The organism is Bradyrhizobium sp. 179, from assembly GCF_023073535.1.
GTDB lineage: Bacteria > Pseudomonadota > Alphaproteobacteria > Rhizobiales > Xanthobacteraceae > Bradyrhizobium.
In genome coordinates this window covers 18,496-37,002 of record NZ_JADPJR010000136.1, presented here as the reverse complement: position 1 = coordinate 37,002, position 18,507 = coordinate 18,496, and the positions used below count along the sequence as shown (strand labels likewise).

General features: G+C 65.1%; 17 protein-coding genes and 2 pseudogenes. 8 read left to right on the top strand and 11 right to left on the bottom strand.

Annotated features, from left to right (window positions below; translation table 11 throughout):
• Window positions 1-114 precede the first annotated feature (114 nt).
• Window positions 115-231: pseudogene (locus IVB12_RS31225) on the top strand (LLM class flavin-dependent oxidoreductase); the annotation flags it as partial.
• Between the two features lie 29 nt (window positions 232-260).
• On the opposite strand, the pseudogene IVB12_RS31220 reads toward IVB12_RS31225, so the two are convergent.
• A pseudogene (locus tag IVB12_RS31220) lies at window positions 261-1,282 on the bottom strand (histone deacetylase family protein).
• Between the two features lie 379 nt (window positions 1,283-1,661).
• Here IVB12_RS31220 and IVB12_RS31215 point away from each other — a divergent pair.
• From IVB12_RS31215 to IVB12_RS31200, 4 genes are all read left to right on the top strand, one after another.
• A complete protein-coding gene (locus IVB12_RS31215; protein ID WP_091884042.1) occupies window positions 1,662-1,895 on the top strand; it encodes a hypothetical protein in 234 nt (77 codons plus the stop codon).
• 10 nt (window positions 1,896-1,905) lie between these two features.
• Entirely contained in the window at window positions 1,906-2,082 is a 177-nt protein-coding gene (locus IVB12_RS31210; RefSeq protein ID WP_247305023.1) for a hypothetical protein, read from the top strand.
• A gap of 268 nt (window positions 2,083-2,350) precedes the next feature.
• Window positions 2,351-3,940: a gamma-glutamyltransferase gene (locus tag IVB12_RS31205; protein ID WP_247305635.1), complete on the top strand. Its 1,590-nt coding sequence runs from the start codon at window positions 2,351-2,353 to the stop codon at window positions 3,938-3,940.
• Window positions 3,941-4,091: 151 nt separating this feature from the next.
• Window positions 4,092-4,334 (top strand): hypothetical protein, encoded by a 243-nt coding sequence (locus tag IVB12_RS31200; protein WP_247305020.1) that lies wholly within the window; start codon window positions 4,092-4,094, stop codon window positions 4,332-4,334.
• Window positions 4,335-4,390: 56 nt separating this feature from the next.
• Here IVB12_RS31200 and IVB12_RS31195 read toward each other — a convergent pair whose 3' ends face one another.
• The 4 genes from IVB12_RS31195 to IVB12_RS31180 are packed head-to-tail and all read right to left on the bottom strand — an operon-like array spanning window position 4,391 to window position 7,847.
• A complete protein-coding gene (locus tag IVB12_RS31195; RefSeq protein ID WP_247305018.1) occupies window positions 4,391-5,677 on the bottom strand; it encodes an FAD-binding oxidoreductase in 1,287 nt (428 codons plus the stop codon).
• 12 nt (window positions 5,678-5,689) lie between these two features.
• Window positions 5,690-6,421: an amino acid ABC transporter ATP-binding protein gene (locus tag IVB12_RS31190; RefSeq protein WP_247305016.1), complete on the bottom strand. Its 732-nt coding sequence runs from the start codon at window positions 6,419-6,421 to the stop codon at window positions 5,690-5,692.
• The gene (locus IVB12_RS31185) at window positions 6,418-7,071 is read right to left on the bottom strand and encodes an amino acid ABC transporter permease (protein ID WP_247305632.1); all 654 of its coding nucleotides are present in this window, start codon (window positions 7,069-7,071) and stop codon (window positions 6,418-6,420) included. The genes IVB12_RS31190 and IVB12_RS31185 overlap by 4 nt, the downstream gene beginning before the upstream one ends.
• A gap of 17 nt (window positions 7,072-7,088) precedes the next feature.
• Window positions 7,089-7,847, bottom strand: coding sequence for an ABC transporter substrate-binding protein (locus IVB12_RS31180; protein ID WP_247305013.1), 759 nt, complete (start codon window positions 7,845-7,847; stop codon window positions 7,089-7,091).
• Between the two features lie 179 nt (window positions 7,848-8,026).
• Here IVB12_RS31180 and IVB12_RS31175 point away from each other — a divergent pair, with 179 nt between their 5' ends.
• Window positions 8,027-8,683, top strand: coding sequence for an XRE family transcriptional regulator (locus IVB12_RS31175; RefSeq protein WP_247305011.1), 657 nt, complete (start codon window positions 8,027-8,029; stop codon window positions 8,681-8,683).
• Window positions 8,684-8,848: 165 nt separating this feature from the next.
• On the opposite strand, the gene IVB12_RS31170 is transcribed toward IVB12_RS31175, so the two are convergent.
• Together IVB12_RS31170 and IVB12_RS31165 are read right to left on the bottom strand one after the other, a co-directional pair.
• Complete coding sequence (locus IVB12_RS31170) at window positions 8,849-10,114, bottom strand: D-amino acid dehydrogenase (protein ID WP_247305010.1); 1,266 nt, start codon at window positions 10,112-10,114, stop codon at window positions 8,849-8,851.
• Window positions 10,115-10,185: 71 nt separating this feature from the next.
• A complete protein-coding gene (locus IVB12_RS31165) occupies window positions 10,186-11,514 on the bottom strand; it encodes an aspartate aminotransferase family protein (RefSeq protein ID WP_247305008.1) in 1,329 nt (442 codons plus the stop codon).
• A gap of 159 nt (window positions 11,515-11,673) precedes the next feature.
• Here IVB12_RS31165 and IVB12_RS31160 point away from each other — a divergent pair, with 159 nt between their 5' ends.
• Window positions 11,674-12,222 carry a cupin domain-containing protein gene (locus IVB12_RS31160; protein ID WP_247280835.1) on the top strand — a complete coding sequence of 183 codons (549 nt, stop codon included), beginning with the start codon at window positions 11,674-11,676 and terminating at the stop codon, window positions 12,220-12,222.
• Window positions 12,223-12,450: 228 nt separating this feature from the next.
• Here IVB12_RS31160 and IVB12_RS31155 read toward each other — a convergent pair whose 3' ends face one another.
• From IVB12_RS31155 to IVB12_RS31145, 3 genes are read right to left on the bottom strand one after another with little or no spacing between them, the layout of a single operon-like run.
• The gene (locus IVB12_RS31155) at window positions 12,451-14,712 is read right to left on the bottom strand and encodes a xanthine dehydrogenase family protein molybdopterin-binding subunit (RefSeq protein ID WP_247305006.1); all 2,262 of its coding nucleotides are present in this window, start codon (window positions 14,710-14,712) and stop codon (window positions 12,451-12,453) included.
• Entirely contained in the window at window positions 14,705-15,760 is a 1,056-nt protein-coding gene (locus IVB12_RS31150; RefSeq protein WP_247305004.1) for a xanthine dehydrogenase family protein subunit M, read from the bottom strand. The genes IVB12_RS31155 and IVB12_RS31150 overlap by 8 nt, the downstream gene beginning before the upstream one ends.
• Complete coding sequence (locus IVB12_RS31145) at window positions 15,757-16,254, bottom strand: 2Fe-2S iron-sulfur cluster-binding protein (RefSeq protein WP_247305002.1); 498 nt, start codon at window positions 16,252-16,254, stop codon at window positions 15,757-15,759. The genes IVB12_RS31150 and IVB12_RS31145 overlap by 4 nt, the downstream gene beginning before the upstream one ends.
• Window positions 16,255-16,494: 240 nt before the next feature.
• On the opposite strand from IVB12_RS31145, the gene IVB12_RS31140 reads away from it, so the two are divergent.
• The gene (locus tag IVB12_RS31140; RefSeq protein WP_247305630.1) at window positions 16,495-17,136 is read left to right on the top strand and encodes a TetR/AcrR family transcriptional regulator; all 642 of its coding nucleotides are present in this window, start codon (window positions 16,495-16,497) and stop codon (window positions 17,134-17,136) included.
• Between the two features lie 55 nt (window positions 17,137-17,191).
• Here IVB12_RS31140 and IVB12_RS31135 read toward each other — a convergent pair whose 3' ends face one another.
• Window positions 17,192-18,457: an MFS transporter gene (locus IVB12_RS31135; RefSeq protein WP_247305001.1), complete on the bottom strand. Its 1,266-nt coding sequence runs from the start codon at window positions 18,455-18,457 to the stop codon at window positions 17,192-17,194.
• Between the last annotated feature and the right edge of the window lie 50 nt (window positions 18,458-18,507).

The window sequence follows — 18,507 nt, the reverse complement described above, 5'->3', positions numbered from 1 at the left end:
TCCCTAACTCTTTCGAAGAATAGCTCAATCAGATCAGAAGGGAATGGCGTTGTCGGATGTTATCCCGATCTGACCGCGGACGAACTGCAGCGATATTGAAGCTGGCGGCGCCGTCTCGTCGGCAGCTATGAGGAGGTCGGCGCAAGATCGAAGGATTGTACGGCGAAGGGATTGACCACGATCATGCTCGACATGGTCGCGGACGAAGCCGAGATGCAGCACGTCGGCTAGGCGTTCGCGGCGAGCGGGATGTTTGAAGCTCACCGCGCCTCTTCGAATCCTGCCAGCACTGAGGTGAGGTTCGCGCCCAAAATATCCGAGAGATAGCCACCCTCCTGCACGAACACGGTGGGCAGGCCCATCTTCGCGATGGCCTGGCCGATGCGGCGGAAGCCTGGTGTGGTGACGGCCAATCCCTTCAGCGGGTCGTGTTCGGAGGCATCGAGACCGAGGGCGACGACGAGCGCGCCCGGCGCAAACGACTCGATCGCCTTGCGCGCAACGTCCAGCGCCTGCATGTAGCCATCATCGCCGGTGCCGATGGCGAGGGGAATGTTGAGGTTGGTGCCGAGACCCGGACCCTCGCCGTGCTCATGGGCATAGCCCCACACGAACGGATAATATGCAACCGGATCGGCATGGATCGAGATCGTGTAGACGTCAGGCCGCCCGTAGAAGATGCCTTGCGTGCCGTTGCCATGATGGACGTCGACGTCGAGGATGACGACACGCTCGTGCTTCTGCCGTAGATGCGCCGCCGCGATCGCACTGTTGTTGAGAAAGCAGAAACCGCCCGCCATGTCGCGATAGGCGTGATGGCCCGGTGGACGGCAGAGCGCATAGGTCGCATCCTCGCCGTCACCATCTGCGCCGCGGTGACCGCGACGTCGGTCGCGGCACAGGCGGCCGCCCACGTGCCCGGCCCGATTGGCGCCGCCGTGTCGGCGGTGTGCCAGCCGAGCTTGCCGACGATATGGGTGGGATAAGTCGCCGCGTGGCGCACCGGATGGATATTGCCGATCATCTCCGGGCCGGAATCGCCGAGCGCCGTCCAGGCCTCCCAGGCTTCGCTCAGGAAGGACAGATATTCCGGACTGTGGATGCGCGCGCGGGGTCCCTGCCCGAATTTCGTCGGCTCGACCAGCTGATGCTTGCCGTCCCTCAATCCCTTGAGCAGGCGATCGGCGCGCTCGGGCTGCTCGGTGGTGCGCTTGACGACCCCGCGAACCAGGAAGAATTGCGGATCATGGCTGCGGTGCAGCTCAGTATGGACGGCTTTCACTCGAAAACTCCGTGGGTCGCATGGTCTTAATGTGCCGCAGAGTCTTGATCCCCGCGGCGGCCAGATGCAAGCCTCCAGGCCGCGACGACGTCGTGCTCTTGTAATCCGCAATGAACATGTGCCGTTCCGATCGAAGCGGATGGCATTCCCGACGCTGCCTTCGCGAAGGACCCATGTCGCCCCCCGGCTTTCGTCGGAGGTTGTTCCAAGCCGCCCAAGCGCGGTCCAGTTGATCATCACCCGCCTGTGATTAAACCTGTAACGACCTCGCCGGCGACCAATCTCCGTAAATTCCCTTACCGGGTTCGACCCGAATGTTTCGCGAATGCCTCGGGTGGTATCAATTTGCCATCCCAATCGCTCCCTACAGGAGGCGTAGATGGTCCAGGTCTACTTTCACTGCTCCAATACCGAGGGCACCCTGATCGATCGCTACGGCGCCGCCGTCTCCAATCTCACCGAGGCCCGCGACCGCGCCGCCCAGATCATGCGATCGATGATCCTGACGCCGAGCAACGAGGACTGGCGCGACTGGGTGATCCATGTCAGCGATGACGACGGCGAGGAGATTTTCGATCTTCCCTTCACCGCCATGCTCGGCAAGCCGCATTGAGGTGATGCCAATGTTGCTCCCTTCACTGAGCCTCCTTCGCCAGCCCCTGAACTTCGTGGCCACCAAGTGGCAGACCTTGATCCGGGTCGCCGGTGACCCGTACCGCCCCGAGCTTCACTACATGCGCGGGCCCGGCCCGAAATGGCGCGCCAAGTATCGGGCCAGCCGGTTGAACCGCTCGCTCTGAGCGGCAGCTCCGCGTCGTCCTATTCGCTGCGTGTTCGTCATGGCCGGGCTCGTCCCGGCCATCGCCGTTCTTGGGCCGCTTGCGGGAGACCTGGATGTTCGGGTCAAGCCCGGGCATGAGGGCTTGGCAGGCGGTTGCCACCCCGCACCATCCCGCGTCTGCCTCACACCAGCCATGTCGCTCCTCGCTTTGGATGTTCTCGTTGTCGGCAGTGTGCCATTGTCCGCGCGCCTAGCCAGCCAAGACAACCGAAGACAAAGACGACATGATGCCTCACCAGTTCAGCCGCGCCCAGCACATCCGCAAACCCGCAGTCAGAGCCAAGGGCGGCATCGTCGCCGCGCAATCGCGGCGGGCGGCCGAGATCGGCGCAGACGTGCTAGCGGCAGGCGGTGACTGTGTTGACGCCGTCGTCGCTACGACCTTCGCGCTGAACGTGCTGGAGCCCTGGATGAGCGGCATGGGCGGCGGCGGCGCGATGGTGCTCTACCGCGCCAAGGACAATCGCTACGAAGTGATCGACTACGGCATGTGCGCACCGCAGAGCCTGCGCGTCGCCGACTATCCGATTACGGGCGAAGGCGCCGCCTCCGACCTGTTCCCCTGGCCGCGGGTTAAGGACGATCGCAACATTCACGGGCCTGGCTCGATCGCGGTGCCCGGCGTCGTCGCCGGCATGGAGGAAGCGCATCGCCGCCACGCCAGGATGCCGTGGAAGGATCTGGTCGCGCCCGCCGCGACGATCGCCGGCGAAGGCCTCCTGGTCGACTGGTGGACGACGCTCATGATCGCGAGCTCCGCCGCTGAGCTCCGGCGCTATCCCGCCAGCGCGGACATCTTCCTGAGGGACGGCCTGCCGCCGAATGCGCCCTGGGGCATCAAGGCCGAGACGCGGCTGCCGCAGGACAAGCTGAAGGCAACGCTGGCCCATCTCGCAGCCGCTGGCCCGCGCGATTTTTACGAGGGCGACCTCGCGAGAAGCATTGCATCCGACATCAAGGCCGACGGCGGCTCGCTGTCGACGGAGGATCTCGCCGCGTTCCGCAGCCACCTGCGCGAGCCGCTGGCGATTCCCTATCGCGCCGGCAAGGTGTTTGCGACGCCGGAGCTCACGGCCGGACCGACGATGGCGCATGCGCTACGCCTGTTGCAGCAGAACCTGAAGCCGGGCGGCACACCGGACGCGGCCGCCTACGCCGAATATGCGCTGGCGCTGCAATCGGCCTATCGCCAGCGGCTGGGCGACATGGGCGATGCCGATGGCAAGCGCTCGCTCGGCGCGGAATACCTGGCGCCGGCCTGCACCACCCACTTCTCCGTGGTCGATCGCCACGGCAACATGGCCGCGGTGACGCAGACGCTGCTTTCCACCTTCGGCTCGAAATACGTCACGCCGCACACCGGCATCCCCATGAACAACGGCATCATGTGGTTCGATCCGACACCTGGCACCACCAACTCGCTCGCACCTGGCAAGCGTTGTCTCACCAACTACACGCCCGTCATCGCCGAGACCCCGGATGGCAAGCGCCTCGCGGTCGGCGCCTCGGGCGGCCGCCGCATCCTGCCGGCGGTGATGCAACTCGTCTCCTTTGCGATGGATTTTGGCATGGACCTCGATGCCGCCATCCACCAGCCGCGCATCGACGCCAGCGAAGGCGCGGTCGTCATCGGCGATGCGCGCCTGCCGGCGGACGCGCGCAAGACGCTGGCGGCGCGATTCGACTATCAGGAAACGCAGATGCAGGCGCTACCGATGAAGTTCGCCTGCCCGAGCGTGGTGATGCGCGAGGGCGAGACCAATTCAGGCGCGGTCGAGATTTTCCAACCGTGGGCCGAAGCGGTGGTGGAAGGCTGAGCGCACGGATGCACTGTGCCAACGCGGATCGAACTGGTGCGCGATTGCGCGTCTGCGCGAGCGTCACGACTCCTCCACATTGGCAGGGAACTTACCTGCCCACCGTTCGTTCATTGAACGGACAAATGCGCTCGCCCCAGTGGAGGACATGATGAAGAAACTTGCGCTCGCCGCGTCGCTGATCGTTGCAGCCGGCCTCACATTTGCCGGCCCTGCCCTGCCCAAGGGCGGTCATGGTCATGGTCATGGTCATGGACACGGGCACGGTCATGGCCATGGCCACGCGATGGGCCATTATCACCATGGCACGCCGCCGGGATGGTACCACGGGCGCAAGGTCGGCTGGCGCGGCATGGGCTGCCCGCCCGGCCTGTGGAAACAGGGCCGCTGCTGAACATCGGATCGAGCAAGGCGCTGCGTCGGCGGCGCCTTCTCTACATCTCTAACGATCTAGATGCCTAACCGATCTCGCACGCGGCCCGCGATGACGGCGCTCGTCACGCCGAGCGGCCAGAGCGCGTGCATCGGGATCGGCTTAATGCCCGTGATGGGCATGTCGATCTCCACCTTTGGCCCGCCGATCAGCCTGCGCGCGAGCTGCGCGCCCATCGCGGTGGAGAGCGCAACGCCGCGGCCGTTGCAGCCGAGCGAGATCAGGATGTTCTCCGCGGGCTCATGCACATGCGGATAATGATCGCCGGTGATCGCGAGCCGGCTGTTCCAGCCATGCGTCCAGGCGACGCCCTTGAGCTGCGGCCATAGCCGCTCGGCGTAGCGCATGAGGTAGGCGACGTCGTTCGGCGAACTTATCCAACGCATCGGGCCGCGGCCGCCCATCAACAGGCGGTTCTGCTGATCGATGCGGTAATAGACTGTGATATGGCCGCTCTCGTAGAGCACGGGACGTGTCGGCATGATCGAGCGCGCGACAGCGTCAGGGAGCGGCGTGGTGGCGGCGATCGAGGAAAACACCGGCACGATGGTGCGGCGAAGTGCCGGCCAGAGATCGTCGGTGAAGCCGTTGGTGGCGAGCAGGACTTTTTCGGCATGCACGATCGCGCGCGGCGTCGCGATGCGCCAGCGCGTGCCGTCGCGGCGCAGCGACAGCGCCGGCGTCTCACCAAAAACCCTCGCGCCGGCCGAGATCGCCGCGCGCGCGAGGCCGCGAGCATAGCTGAGAGGATGCAGATCGCCGCCACGCGTGTCCAGCATCGCCCCGATATAGCGATCGGTGCCGGTCATCTCGCGCAACTGCTCGCGGTTCAGGAATGACACCGGCATGCCGCGGCGGATGCATTGCTGCGCGGTGTTCTCGATCGCGGCGGCGCTGGCCTCGTAATAGGCGGCGCGCAGCGTGCCGTTCTGCCGCGCCTCGCAGGGAATCTGGTAACGGCGGATCAATTCGTGGGTGAAATTCGTGGTGCCGTAGGAGAAGTCGATCATACGGCGGCCGAGATCTGCGCCGAAATCGGCCTCGATCTGATCGGGGTCGTGCTTCAATCCGGGATTGGTGTGGCCGCCATTGTTGCCGGATGCGCCCCAGCCGGGCTCCTGCGCCTCCAGCACCAATGCCTCGACACCCTGCTCGGCCAGATGCAACGCCGTGGACAGGCCGGTATAGCCGCCGCCGACGATCGCGACGGAGACGGTCTTGTCGACATCGAGCGGCGGCATGGCGACCGGCGCGATCGCGGTGTCGGCATAGACAGAGGGCGGCAGAGGCAGGCGCACGTTCATGGCGAAGACCGATCAGAGCGGATGCAGCACGCGGCGCAAAAAATCCTGCGTGCGCGGATGCCGGGGTTGATTGAGCAATGCCTTGGCCGGCCCCTGCTCGACGATGACGCCGCCGTCGATGAACAGCACGCGATCGGCGACGTCGCCGGCAAAGCCCATCTCGTGGGTGACGACGACCATGGTCATGCCGTCGTCGGCGAGCTTGCGCATCACGCCGAGGACGTCGCCGACCAGTTCAGGGTCGAGAGCCGAGGTCGGCTCGTCGAACAGGATCGCCTTGGGCTGCATCGCCAGCGCCCGCGCGATCGCGACGCGCTGCTGCTGGCCGCCTGAGAGTTGCGGCGGATGCGCATCGGCCTTCTCGGCGAGCCCGACCTGGGCGAGCAGCGCGCGGCCGCGCTCCAGCGCCTGCGCACGCGCCTCCTTCTTCACATACAGCGGCCCCTCGATCACGTTCTCCAGCACCGTGCGGTGTGGAAACAGGTTAAAGCGCTGAAACACCATCGAGACCTGGGTACGGATGTTCACGATTGACGGCGCGTCGCGGTCGACCTTCAATCCCTCGACACTGATCTCGCCGCGGTCGTAGCTTTCGAGGCCGTTGATACAGCGCAGGATGGTCGACTTGCCGGAGCCTGATGGCCCGATGATGCAGACCACCTCGCCCTTCTGAACGGAGGCCGTGATGCCCTTGAGCACCTCGACTTTGCCAAAGCTCTTGTGGACGTCGTTCAGTTCGATCATCGCTTGCCGGCCCGCTTCTCGAAGTGACGGACCAGCAGGATCAAGGGAATGCTCATGGTGAGATACATCAGCGCAACAAGGGTGAACACGCTGGTGTTCTTGAACGTCGACGAGGCGATCAGCTTGCCTTGCAGGGCAAGCTCGGCGACGGTGATGGTGGAGGCCTGCGAGGAATCCTTCAGCATCATGATCATGACGTTGCCATAAGGAGGTAGCACGATGCGGACCGCCTGCGGCAGCACAACGCGGCGCATCGTCAGCCACCAGCCCATGCCGATCGACTGCGCCGCTTCGATCTGTCCTTTGTCAATCGCCTCGATACCGGCGCGGAAATTCTCGGCCTGATAGGCCGAGTAGGCAATGCCGAGCCCCAGGATTGCGGCCTGCAAGGCCGACAACGTGACGCCGAGATCCGGCATCACGAAGTAGAGATAGAACAACAGCACGATGATCGGGATGCCGCGGATCACATTGATCAGGCTGGCGCTGAGCATCGACAGCACCTTGATGCCCGAGACCCGCATCATCGCCCAGACGAGGCCGAGCACCGTCGAGAGCAGCAGCGAGCCGACCGTGACGATGATCGTCAGTGCGACGCCGTTCAACAGGATCGGGAAGAACTCGACGGTGTCGCGCCAGAAGCCTTTCATCGGCCAGCCTTCATCGATCAACCTTGCGCCTTCAGACCCCATTTATCCAGGATCTTGGCAATGGTGCCGTTGGCCTTGAGCTTCGCGAGCGATGCGTTGATCTTGCCGAGCAGCGCGGTCTCGCCCTTGCGCACGCCAATGCCGACCGAGCCGACCGTGACGGCCTTGTAGCCGTCGACCAGGCGCACTTCGGGGAAGCCGCCCTGTTTCAGATTGTAGGCGAGGATCGGATAGTCGGCATAGCCGGCCTTGAGGCGGCCCGTGTTCACGTCGCGCAGGATGTCGGGAATGGTGTCGTAGGCTTTGACCTCGGCGAACAGGCCGGACTTCTTCAGCGCGTCAACGAAGGCGGTGCCGACCTGGGCGCCCACGGTCTCGCCCTTCAGATCTTCCTGAGACGCATAGGCCTTGGTGTCGCTCTTCGGCACGACGAGGCCCTCGCCGTAAGTGTAGATCGGGTCGGAGAAGTCGACGACCTCCTTGCGCGGGGGCGTGATGAACATCGCAGCGGCGATGATGTCGATCTTGCTCGAGGTCAGCGACGGAATCAGCGCCGAGAACTGCATCGGCTCGATCTGTACGTTGAAACCGGCATCCTTGCCGATCTCGGTGACCAGATCGACCATGATGCCCTGAATGGTATTGGTCTTGGTGTCGAGGAAGGTGAAGGGAATGCCTGTCGGCGTCGAACCGACTTTCAGCACCTGCTGGCCCGAGGCCGGAGCCACGGCTGCAATCGCCAATGCCGCGACCGCGGCCAGACCAAAACGCTTCATCACATCCCCCTTTGGGCCTGGCCGATGGCGGCGCTCGCGCATGTTGTGATCAGACGTTGCGGGCCACGCCGTTTCGGCCTATTTTCACCGATATGAAAATTTGGTCACACTTTCGCGGCGCGCGCAAGCGGTTTTCATGCACATGAAGGAAGCGGTCTGACGTGAGCGGTGGCAAAAGAATGCGCAAGCCGGCCGCCGCCAAGTCGGCCAAGAAGGTGAAGGCCAAGACTAGCCTCAAGGCCATCACCAAGCCCGCCGAGCCGGCGATGGACGTCGCGGTTGGCCGCCGCATCAGGGATCTCCGGCGCGTCAGGGAGTTTTCGCTGGAGACGGTGGCGGCGCGCACCTCACTTTCGATCGGCTTCCTCAGCCAGATCGAGCGCGGCATGTCGTCACCCTCGCTGCGCGTGCTGGCGACGCTCGCAGACGTGTTCGGCGTCGGCATCGCCGCATTGTTCGGCGCGAGCCCCAGCGCCGACGGCGCATCGGACCAGGTGGTGACGCGGGGGCTTCAGCGGCCCGAGCTGAAGCTCTGGCGCAGCGGCGTCTCAAAGCAGTTGCTGAGTCCGGCGAGTGCCGACAACAAGCTCAATTTGTTCCTGGTGCATCTGGAGCCCGGCGGTTCGACGGGCGACGAACTCTACACCCATGATGGCGAGGAGGCCGGGCTGGTGCTCGAAGGTGAGATGATGCTGACGGTAGACAGCGAGACGTGGTCGCTGAAGACCGGCGACAGCTTTCGCTTCGCGAGCCGGCGGCCGCACCGGTTTTCCAATCCTGCGCAGGATGCCAAGGCGGTGGTGCTGTGGGTGAATTGCGTGACGGGGGCAGGGTAGCCCCGTGTTTCGCTTCTCTCGCCGCACTCGGCGTTGAGAGAAATGCGCCGCGCCGCCTCCACATCGTCATTGCGAGGAGCCCTTGCGACGAAGCAATCCAGAGTGTCGCCGCGGAAAGATACTGGATTTGCTTCGCTGCGCTCGCAATGACGAGCGGATGGAGCTTTAGCCAAACCGATGCGCGTACCGGTCCACCGTCAGCGCGCTGACGTCGATGTCTGGATTCCTGCCCGACAGCATGTCGGCGAGCACGCGCCCCGAGCCGCAGGCCATGGTCCAGCCGAGCGTGCCGTGGCCGGTGTTGAGATGGAGGTTGGCGTATTGCGTCGGACCAATCACGGGCGGGCCGTCCGGCGTCATCGGGCGCAGGCCGCTCCAGAAGATCGCCTTGGCAAGATCGCCGCCGCGTGGAAACAGGTCGGTGAGCGAATGATCGAGCGTAGCGCGGCGTGCATCGTAGAGCTTGCTCGAATAGCCGGAGATTTCCGCGGTGCCGCCGACGCGGATGCGATTGCCGAGGCGGGTGATCGCGACCTTGTAGCTCTCGTCCATCACGGTGGATTCCGGCGCGCCGGAGGCGTCCTTGATCGGCACCGTGATCGAATAGCCCTTCACCGGATAGACCGGGAGCGAAATGCCGAGCCGGGCCACGAGCCGCGACGACCAGCTTCCGAGCGCGAGGACGTAAGCGTCTGCCTGCAACAGGCCGGCACTGGTCGCGACACCGCTGACCTGCGCCCCGTCGGTGACGATGCGATCGATGCTCGTGTTGAACATGAAGCGCACGCCGAGCGCCTCGGCATGCTTGGCCAGCGCCTGCGTGAACATGTGGCAGTCGCCGGTCTCGTCCTGGGGCAAGCGAAGCCCGCCGACGAACTTCTCCTTCACGCCGCCGAGCGCCGGCTCGACCGCGATGCAGCCCTCGCGGCTCAGCAGCTCGAACGGCACGCCGTACTGCTTGAGCACGGTGATGTCCTCAGCCGTGCCATCGAGCTGCGCCTGATAGCGGAACAGTTGCAGCGTTCCCCGCGAGCGTTCGTCATACTGAATACCGATGTCGCGGCGCAGATCGCGCAAGGCATCGCGGCTGTATTCCGCGATCGGAATCATCCGGCTCTTGTTGACCGCATAGCGCGCGCTGGTGCAGTTGCGCAGCAGCTTGAGCAGCCAGACCCACATGACAGGATCGAGCTTCGGCCGGATCACCAGCGGGCCGTGCTTCATCAACAGCCACTTGACCGCCTTCACCGGCACGCCTGGGCCGGCCCAGGGCGAAGAATAGCCGGGCGACACCTCGCCGGCATTGGCGAAAGAGGTCTCCAGCGCCGGCTCCGGCTGGCGGTCGACGACCGTCACCTCATGACCGGCACGCGCAAGATAGTAGGCAGAGGTGACACCGATGACACCGCTGCCGAGGATCAAGACTTTCACGCTTCGTCAAACTCCCGCGGCATCACGCGCGCCGCTGCAAGAAGAAACTCCGTGAACCGCAGGAGCAATTATTAGGCCACCTTCTTGATGGCATCGCCGAGGATCGAGACCATCTGGTTGATGTGGCTCTTCTCGACGATGAGCGGCGGCGACATCGCGAAGCTGTCGCCGCTCATGCGCAGGTAAAGCCCCGTGTTGAAGCAGTCGACCATCACGTCGTAGCCGCGCGCGCCGACGACGCCGTCGCGCGGCGCGAGCTCGACCGCGCCCATCAGGCCGCAATTGCGGATGTCGACGACGTTCGGCAGGCCTCTGAGCGAATGCAGCGCATCGCGCCAATATTCGGCGATCGACGCGCCGCGCGTGAGCAGGCCTTCGTCCTTGTAGATGTCGAGCGTCGCGATGCCGGCGGCGCAGGCGGTCGGATGCGCGGAATAGGTGTAGCCGTGGAACAGCTCCATCTGGTTCTCGGGGCCGACCATCAGGCCGTCATGTACCTTGCGGCTCGCGAACACCGCGCCGCAGGGAATGGTGCCGTTGGTGATGCCTTTGGCCGTCGTCATCAGGTCCGGCGTGACGCCGAAGAAGTTGGCGGCAAATGGCGTGCCGAGCCGGCCGAAGCCAGTGATGACCTCGTCGAAGATCAGGAGAATGCCGTGCTTGTCGCAGATTGCGCGCAGGCGCTGGAGATAGCCCTTCGGCGGCGGCAGCACCGCGGTCGAACCCGGCACCGGCTCGACGATGACGGCGGCGATCGTCTCGGCACCGTGCAGGCCGACAAGACGCTCGAGATCGTCAGCAAGCTCGGCGCCGTGCTCAGGCTGATCCTTGGCGAAGGCATTGCGAGTGAGATCGTGGGTGTGACGGATATGGTCGACGCCCGGCAGCAGGGTGGCGAAGGCGCGGCGATTGGCGACCATGCCGCCGACCGAGGTGCCGCCGAAGCCGACGCCGTGATAGCCGCGCTCGCGGCCGATCAGGCGGGTGCGGCTCGCCTGACCGTTGGCGCGATGATAGGCCAGCGCGATCTTCAGCGCGGTGTCGACCGACTCGGAGCCGGAGTTGGTGAAGAAGACCCGATCGAGGCCCTTCGGCGCGATCTCGGCGAGACGCTCGGCGAAGTCGAACGCCAGCGGATGGCCCATCTGGAACGACGGCGCAAAGTCCAGCGTCATGAGCTGGCGCTCGACCGCAGCCGCAATCTGCTTGCGGCCATGGCCAGCATTGACGCACCACAGGCCGGCGGAGCCATCGATCACCTTGCGGCCATCGACGGTGGTGTAGTGCATGCCCTCGGCCGAGGAGAACAGGCGGGGCGCCTTCTTGAACTGACGGTTGGCCGTGAACGGCATCCAGAACGAGTCGGTCTTGATAGTGTTCGGAATCTGATGAAGGGTCACGGCCGCGCTCCTTTGCTGACTTGCCAGCAGAGCCACGGCTTACAAAGCGCAACAAGTCCTTTTCTGATCAGCTGCAAGCCATTGATTTAACTGGAGCTGCCGGTCCATATTTGCGCGATCCGCAACACTTGCAACACGGATCAAGGCAAGGACCAAGGCATGAGCGTCGACATCGGTGGACGGCTGCGATTCATCCGGGCGCGCAACAAGCTGTCGCAGCGTGAGCTGGCAAAACGCGCCGGCGTCACCAATTCGACGATTTCGCTGATCGAATCCAACCAGATGAACCCGTCGGTCGGCGCGCTCAAGCGCATCCTTGACGGCATCCCGATGGGACTCGCCGAGTTCTTCGCGCTGGAGCCGGAGTCGAGGCGCAAGATCTTCTACCGCGCGGAGGAACTGACCGAGGTCGGCAAGAAGCCGATCTCCTACCGGCAAGTCGGCGACAATCTGTTCGGCCGCAGCCTCCAGATCCTGAAGGAGCGCTACGAGCCCGGCAGCGACACCGGGCGCGTCCACCTCGTCCATGACGGCGAGGAAGGCGGCATCGTGATCTCCGGAAAGCTCGAAGTCACCGTGGAGGACGAGCGGCGCATCCTCAACCCGGGCGATGCCTATTATTTCGAGAGCCGCCGCCCGCATCGCTTCCGCTGCGTCGGCGGCAAGCCGTGCGAAGTGATCTCGGCCTGCACGCCGCCGACGTTCTGATACGGGCGGTTCGCCCCCTCTCCCGCAGGCAAGCGGGCTACCGTATTCACGCATCTCTGTCGGAGCCATTCGCCGATTAAGCCCAAAAAGTGAGTCATCCGAGTCACTTGTCTCGATTCTGCAGCGCGTGAGCGTCCAAAACCTGGCTTTTGCTAAGTCATTGAGGATGATTCCATTTTCGAGATGTGTGAATCTGGTAGGGCAAGCGGGAGAGGTCAAGAAGAAGCCTCAACGCTGCGTCAGCAACTCCTCGATCCGGATCGGGAAGCGGCGGACGCGCACGCCGGTCGCATGCCAGACCGCGTTGGCGACCGCGCCGGCACTGCCGGTGATGCCGATCTCGCCGACACCCTTGATGCCCAGCGCATTGACGTGGGGGTCATGCTCCTCGACCGTGATCACGTCGAGCGGCGGCACGTCGGCGTTCACGGGAATGTGGTACTCGCCGAGATTGGCGTTCATGATGCGACCGGAGCGGCGGTCGGTGATGGCCTCCTCGTGCAGCGCGAAGGACAGACCCCAGATCATGCCGCCGAACAGCTGGCTCTGCACCATCCGCGGATTGACGATGCGTCCCGCCGCGAAGGCGCCAACCATGCGAGTGACCCGGACCTGACCGAGCTCGGGATCGACCTTCACCTCAGCGAACACTGCGCCGTGGGCGTGCATGGCGTATTCCTCCATCGCTGCAGGGTTCGGCGCGCCGGTGCCGCGCGCCTCGACCTCGGAGATGCCAGCGCGGGCCAGGATCTCGGCATAGCTCTCGCCGCGGCTTTCGTCGTCGCGTCGAAACAGCTTTCCGTCGCGCGCAACTACGCCGGCATTGCCGGCGCCGAACAGTGGCGAGCGCTCGTCATTCGTGGCGAGATCGGCGAGCTTTGCAATCACGGCCGCCCCGGCGCTGTGGATCGCCGCACCCGCGGTCGCCGTGTGCGCCGAGCCACCAGCGATGCCCCCGTCGGGCAGGTCCGAGGTACCGGCCTTGAATTCCACGCGGTCGATGTCGAGCCCGAGTTCGTCGGCCGCGATCTGGGCCAGCGCGGTCCAGGCGCCCTGCCCCATGTCATGCGCGCCGATCTCCATGGCGCCGGAGCCGTCACGACGGATCACCGCGCGCGCTTCGGCCTGGAACATCAGCGCCGGAAAGGTCGCGGTGCCCATGCCCCAGCCGACCAGCAGGCCGGCACCGTCGCGCATCTGCCGCGGCTGCAGCGGACGCTTCGCCCAGCCAAACCGCGCCGCGCCCTGCTCGTAGCAGGCGCGCAGCGCCTTGGACGAGAACGGTTTTCCGGTGATCGGCTCGACCTCGGCATAGTTCTTCAGGCGGAAGGCGAGCGGATCCATGCCGCAGGCCCATACCATCTCGTCGATCGCACTTTCGAGCGCGATCGATCCCGTCGCCTCGCCAGGCGCGCGCATGAACAACGGCGTGCCGGTGTTGACGCGGACGGCGTCATGTGAGGTGCGGATTGCAGGCGCTGCATAGAGCGTGTGTGAGGCATCGGCCGCGGGCTCGTAAAAATCATCGAACGTGCTCGATACGGTTCTGGCGTGATGATCGAGCGCGGTCAGGCGCCCCTCGCCGTTCGCGCCGATGCGCAGCCGCTGACGCGTCGGCGCGCGGTGGCCCACCGGGCCATACATCTGCTCACGGCGCAGCACGAGCTTGACCGGCCTGCCGACCAGCTTGGCAGCCATCAAGCCGAGGATCTGCGGACCGGTCAAGAATCCCTTCGACCCGAAGCCGCCACCGAGAAAGGGGCTGCGGATGTGAATCTTCTCGGGCGCGAGGCCGAACAGCTCGGCGACGCGCGCGCGGGCCATCACCATGGCCTGGCTCGGCGTGTCAATGGAGAGTGTATCGCCGTCCCAATGCGCCACGATCGCGTGCGGCTCCATCGCGTTGTGATATTGCGGCCTCGTCTCGTAAACCGCGTCGATCTGCTTCTCGGCAGAGGCAAGGCCCGCCTCGACATCGCCCTGGTGATGCTCCGCGGGATTGCCGACGCCGACCACCGGCGGCACGAAGCTTTCGCCGGCGTCGAGGCCGACAAGCGGGGGCAGCGTCTCGTATCGCGGTGCCAGCAGCGCCGCGCCTTCCGTCGCGGCCTCCAGCGTCTGCGCGATCACGACGGCGATCGGCTGGTTCGCGTAGCGGACCTCATTGCTCTGCAACACCTCCATCCGGAACACGAACGGGTTGGTCTTGATGTCCGGGTCGATCGCGAGCGCTGGCTTGTGGTCGGGGGTCATGACGTCCACGACGCCGGGATGGCGCTTGGCGGCGGCGACGTCGAGCGAGGTCACGTGACCCCGCGCGATACTGGCCACGGCCATCACCGCAAACAGCATGCCGGGCGGATGATTGTCGGCGGCATAGGTCGCTCGCCCCGTGACCTTGAGGACGCCGTCACGGCGCGTCAGCGGTTGGCCGATATTCGATCCGTGGCGCAGATGGGCGGGCGCACTCGTGAGATTGAGCTCAGGCATGGACGGCTCCGGAAGTCGAGGCAAAGGGAGAGGCCGGCAGTGCCGGCAGGCGCGCGGGCGTGCCCGCCGCGGCCAGGGTCAACGCGCGCACGAGAATTCGGCGCGCGAGCTCGATCTTGTAAGCATTGTCACCGGACGGCTTCGAATCAGTGAGCGCGCGCCAGGCGGCGTCCCGGAAGGCGTCGACCGTGGGCGCGACATTCCTGAGAACGTCCTCCGCGGCGCGGGCACGCCAGGGCTTTGCCGCGACGCTGCCAAGTGCAAGCCGTGCCTCGGCGATCTTGCCGTTCTCGATCCGCAATGCGGCGGCGGCCGATACCACGGCAAAGGCATAAGACGTACGCTCACGAACCTTGAGATAGCGCGCATGCGCGGCAAAGCTGCGCGCCGCAGGCGGCAGGCGCACCGCAATGATGAGGTCGCCGGGTTCGAGCGCCGTATCGCGCTCCGGGGTGTTGCCGGGCAGGCGGTGCAGTTCGTCGAGCGCGATCTCGCGCCGGCCGGTCCTACCCTCGATCTCGACAACGGCGTCGAGTGCGACCAGCGGGACGCAGAAATCGGACGGATGCGTGGCGATGCAGCTCTCGGTCCAGCCGAGCACGGCATGACTGCGGTTCTCGCCGCCGCGGGCGTCGCAGCCGCTGCCGGCCTCGCGCTTGTTGCAACGGCTCGCCGTGTCATAGAAATACGCGCAGCGCGTCCGTTGCAAGAGATTGCCGCCGACCGTGGCTGCGTTGCGCAGTTGCGCGGATGCACCGGAGAGGAGCGCTTCGGCGACCGCGGGATACGATCTCGCGAATTCGGAATCATGCGCGAGATCGGCGTTGCTGACGAGCGCGCCGACGCGCAACGACCCGTCGGCGAGACGTTCGATCCGATCGAGTCCATCAAGATGCGTGACGTCGACGAGACGATCCGGACGGCTGACGCCGCCCTTCATCAGATCGAGCAGATTGGTGCCGGCGGCGAGATAGACGGCGCCCGGCTGGGCCGCGGCGGCAATGGCCTCGGCAACCGTGCCGGGCCTGACATAATCGAACGGTTTCATGCGGAGCGCCTCTGATTGGATTCGTCCATGCGTCCTTGCGCGTCAAGCACGGCATCGACGATGCCGGCATAGGCGCCGCAGCGGCACAGATTGCCGCTCATGCATTCGCGGATGCGCTCGGGTTCGTTGCCGTGCTGCGCCTCACTCATCATGCCGATGGCGCTCATGATCTGGCCGGGTGTGCAGAAGCCGCACTGGAAGCCGTCGTGGGCGATGAAGGCGGCCTGCACGGGATGAAGCTGGTCGCCGCGCGCAACGCCTTCAATGGTGAGAATGTCGGCGCCATCATGACTGATGGCGAGCGCGAGGCAGGAATTGATGCGCTTGCCGTCGGCGAGAATGGTGCAGGCGCCGCACTGGCCGCGGTCGCATCCCTTCTTGGTTCCGGTCAGATGGAGGCGCTCACGCAGAAGATCGAGCAGCGTGACGCGGGGGTCGTCGAGGACGAAGTCGCGCCGCGCACCGTTCACGGTGAGGCTGATGGAGTGGTTCATACAAGGCTCCGATCAGATATGGTCATGAGTCATCGCGCAGCGTGCCACCGCCGTGGCCGCGGCCGATACGCAGCGGCCAGGCGGGAGCCGGGGCCAACACTCGAGGGAAGATACGGAGGCACCCTCCGCTTAACAAGGGCCGCCGCGAAAATATTGGAATTCGTCAAAGCCCGTGCGCAAACAAGGCGATGCATCCTAGCCAGGGTTCAATCTAACCAATTCGTGATCTACACTGCCGGCATGGACGACCAGACCGACCAGACCCGAAAGCCCCGCGCCGATGCCGTGCGCAATCGCGAGCGCGTGCTCGAAGCCGCGAAAGCCGTGTTCAGCGCGGGCGGCCCGGAGGCAAGCCTCGAAGCTGTGGCAAAGCGTGCCGGCGTCGGCATCGGCACGCTCTACCGGCATTTCCCGACACGCGAGGATTTGTTCGAGGCGGTCTACCGCCGCGAGGTCGAGCAGCTCAGCGAGCTCGCCGAGCATCTGCGAAGCGCCAACGATCCGGTCGACGCGCTGCGACGGTGGCTGCGCTCCGCCGTCGAATTCGTTGCCACAAAGAAAGGCATGTCGGCCGCGCTAGCGCTGACCTATCAGAGCTCGTCGGAGCTCGCCGCCTTCTCGATGGAGCGGCTGACCAAGGCGATCGGCTCATTGCTCGACCGCGCGGTCGCAGCCGGTCAGATGCGCGGCGATGTCAGCCCGGAGGACCTGCTCAGGGCCCTGATCGGCATGTGCTACATGCACGACCAGCCCGGCTGGCAGTCCTCGGTGCTGCGCATGCTCGACGTGTTCGTGGACGGGCTGCGGGTGCAGCCCGGCACCAAAGCCAGGACGCGCGCCGCCGCCAAACCTGCGAAGCGGGGCGCGAAGCGCAAGCGATAGCCGACGGCGGCTACAAGATCACCGGAGGCTCGCTGCTGAAAGCCGGACAGGAGGCCTAAGTCGCAAAGCCCGGGCCGGCCTTGACCGCATTCATCCGCGCGCGAATCAGCAGCGCTACGACGATGCCGATGTTCAGCGCGTTCCACGCCACGCCGTTCGCAAACGCCGCGGCATACGAGCCGCTGGCATCGAAGATGACCCCCGACACCCAGCCGCCGAAGGACATGCCGAACACGGACGCAAAGATCACGATGCCGACGCGCGTCGCGGCTTCGCTCGCCGGCATCGCCTCGCGCACGATGATGGCATAGCTCGGCACGATGCCACCCTGGAACAGGCCGAACATCGCGGAGATGAGATAGAGCGAGGTGAGGCTGTCGAAAAACAAATAGAATACCAGCGCAAAGCCTTGCGCCAGCGATCCCACCAGCAGCGTGCGGATACCGCCGATCTTGTCGGCGAGATAGCCCGAGCCGATCCGGCTGACGATGCCGCAGCCCATCATCAGCGACAACATCTCGGCGCCGCGCGCGACGCCATAGCCAAGATCGCCGCAATAAGCGACGATATGCACCTGCGGCATCGCCATGGCGACGCAGCAGGAGATGCTGGCAATCGAGAGCAGCACCGTCAGTGTGTTGGTCGACAGCTTCAGATCGATCTGGGGCGGCGGTGCATTGGCGTGATCGCGGATATGATCGTCGCTCATCTGCGCGCGGAGGACGAGGACCAGAAGTGCCATCGTGCTCGCGCAGACGATACCGATGCCGATATGGGTGTAGCGCCAGCCGGCAGTCTGTGTGCCCCAGCTCACGATCGGCGGCCACATCGTGCCGGCGACATAATTGCCACTGGCGACGATGGTCACGGCCAGCCCACGATAGCGCTCGAACCAATGCGAGGCTTCCGCCATCAGCGGCGCGAAGGTCGCGGAGGTGCCAAGGCCGATCAGGAAATACGCCGCCACGAACTGCCAGAGCTGAGTTGATAAGCCCGCGAGCACATTGGCGACGCCGAGGAAGGCGATGCTGATTGCCATCGCGGGCACGATGCCGAACCGGTCGGTGATCTTGCCGGCGATCACGCCGCCCAGCCCGAAACCGAACATCATCAGCGTGAAGGCCAGCGACACCGCGCCGCGTGTGGCACCGAATTCCGCCTGCACCACGGGAATCACGACCACGACCGCCCACATGCCGACGGCGCCGATCGAGCCGATCACAAGCGCAGTCGCGAGCCGCATCCAGGCCTGACGGGAATCAGGCGTGAAGGAGGCCGGTCTCTGTCCTGGGTGATTTGGCGCAAGCACGGTCGGGACCATGTTCGCTGGATGCTTTATGGTCAAGCATCGTGGCGCGATATTGGGCATGC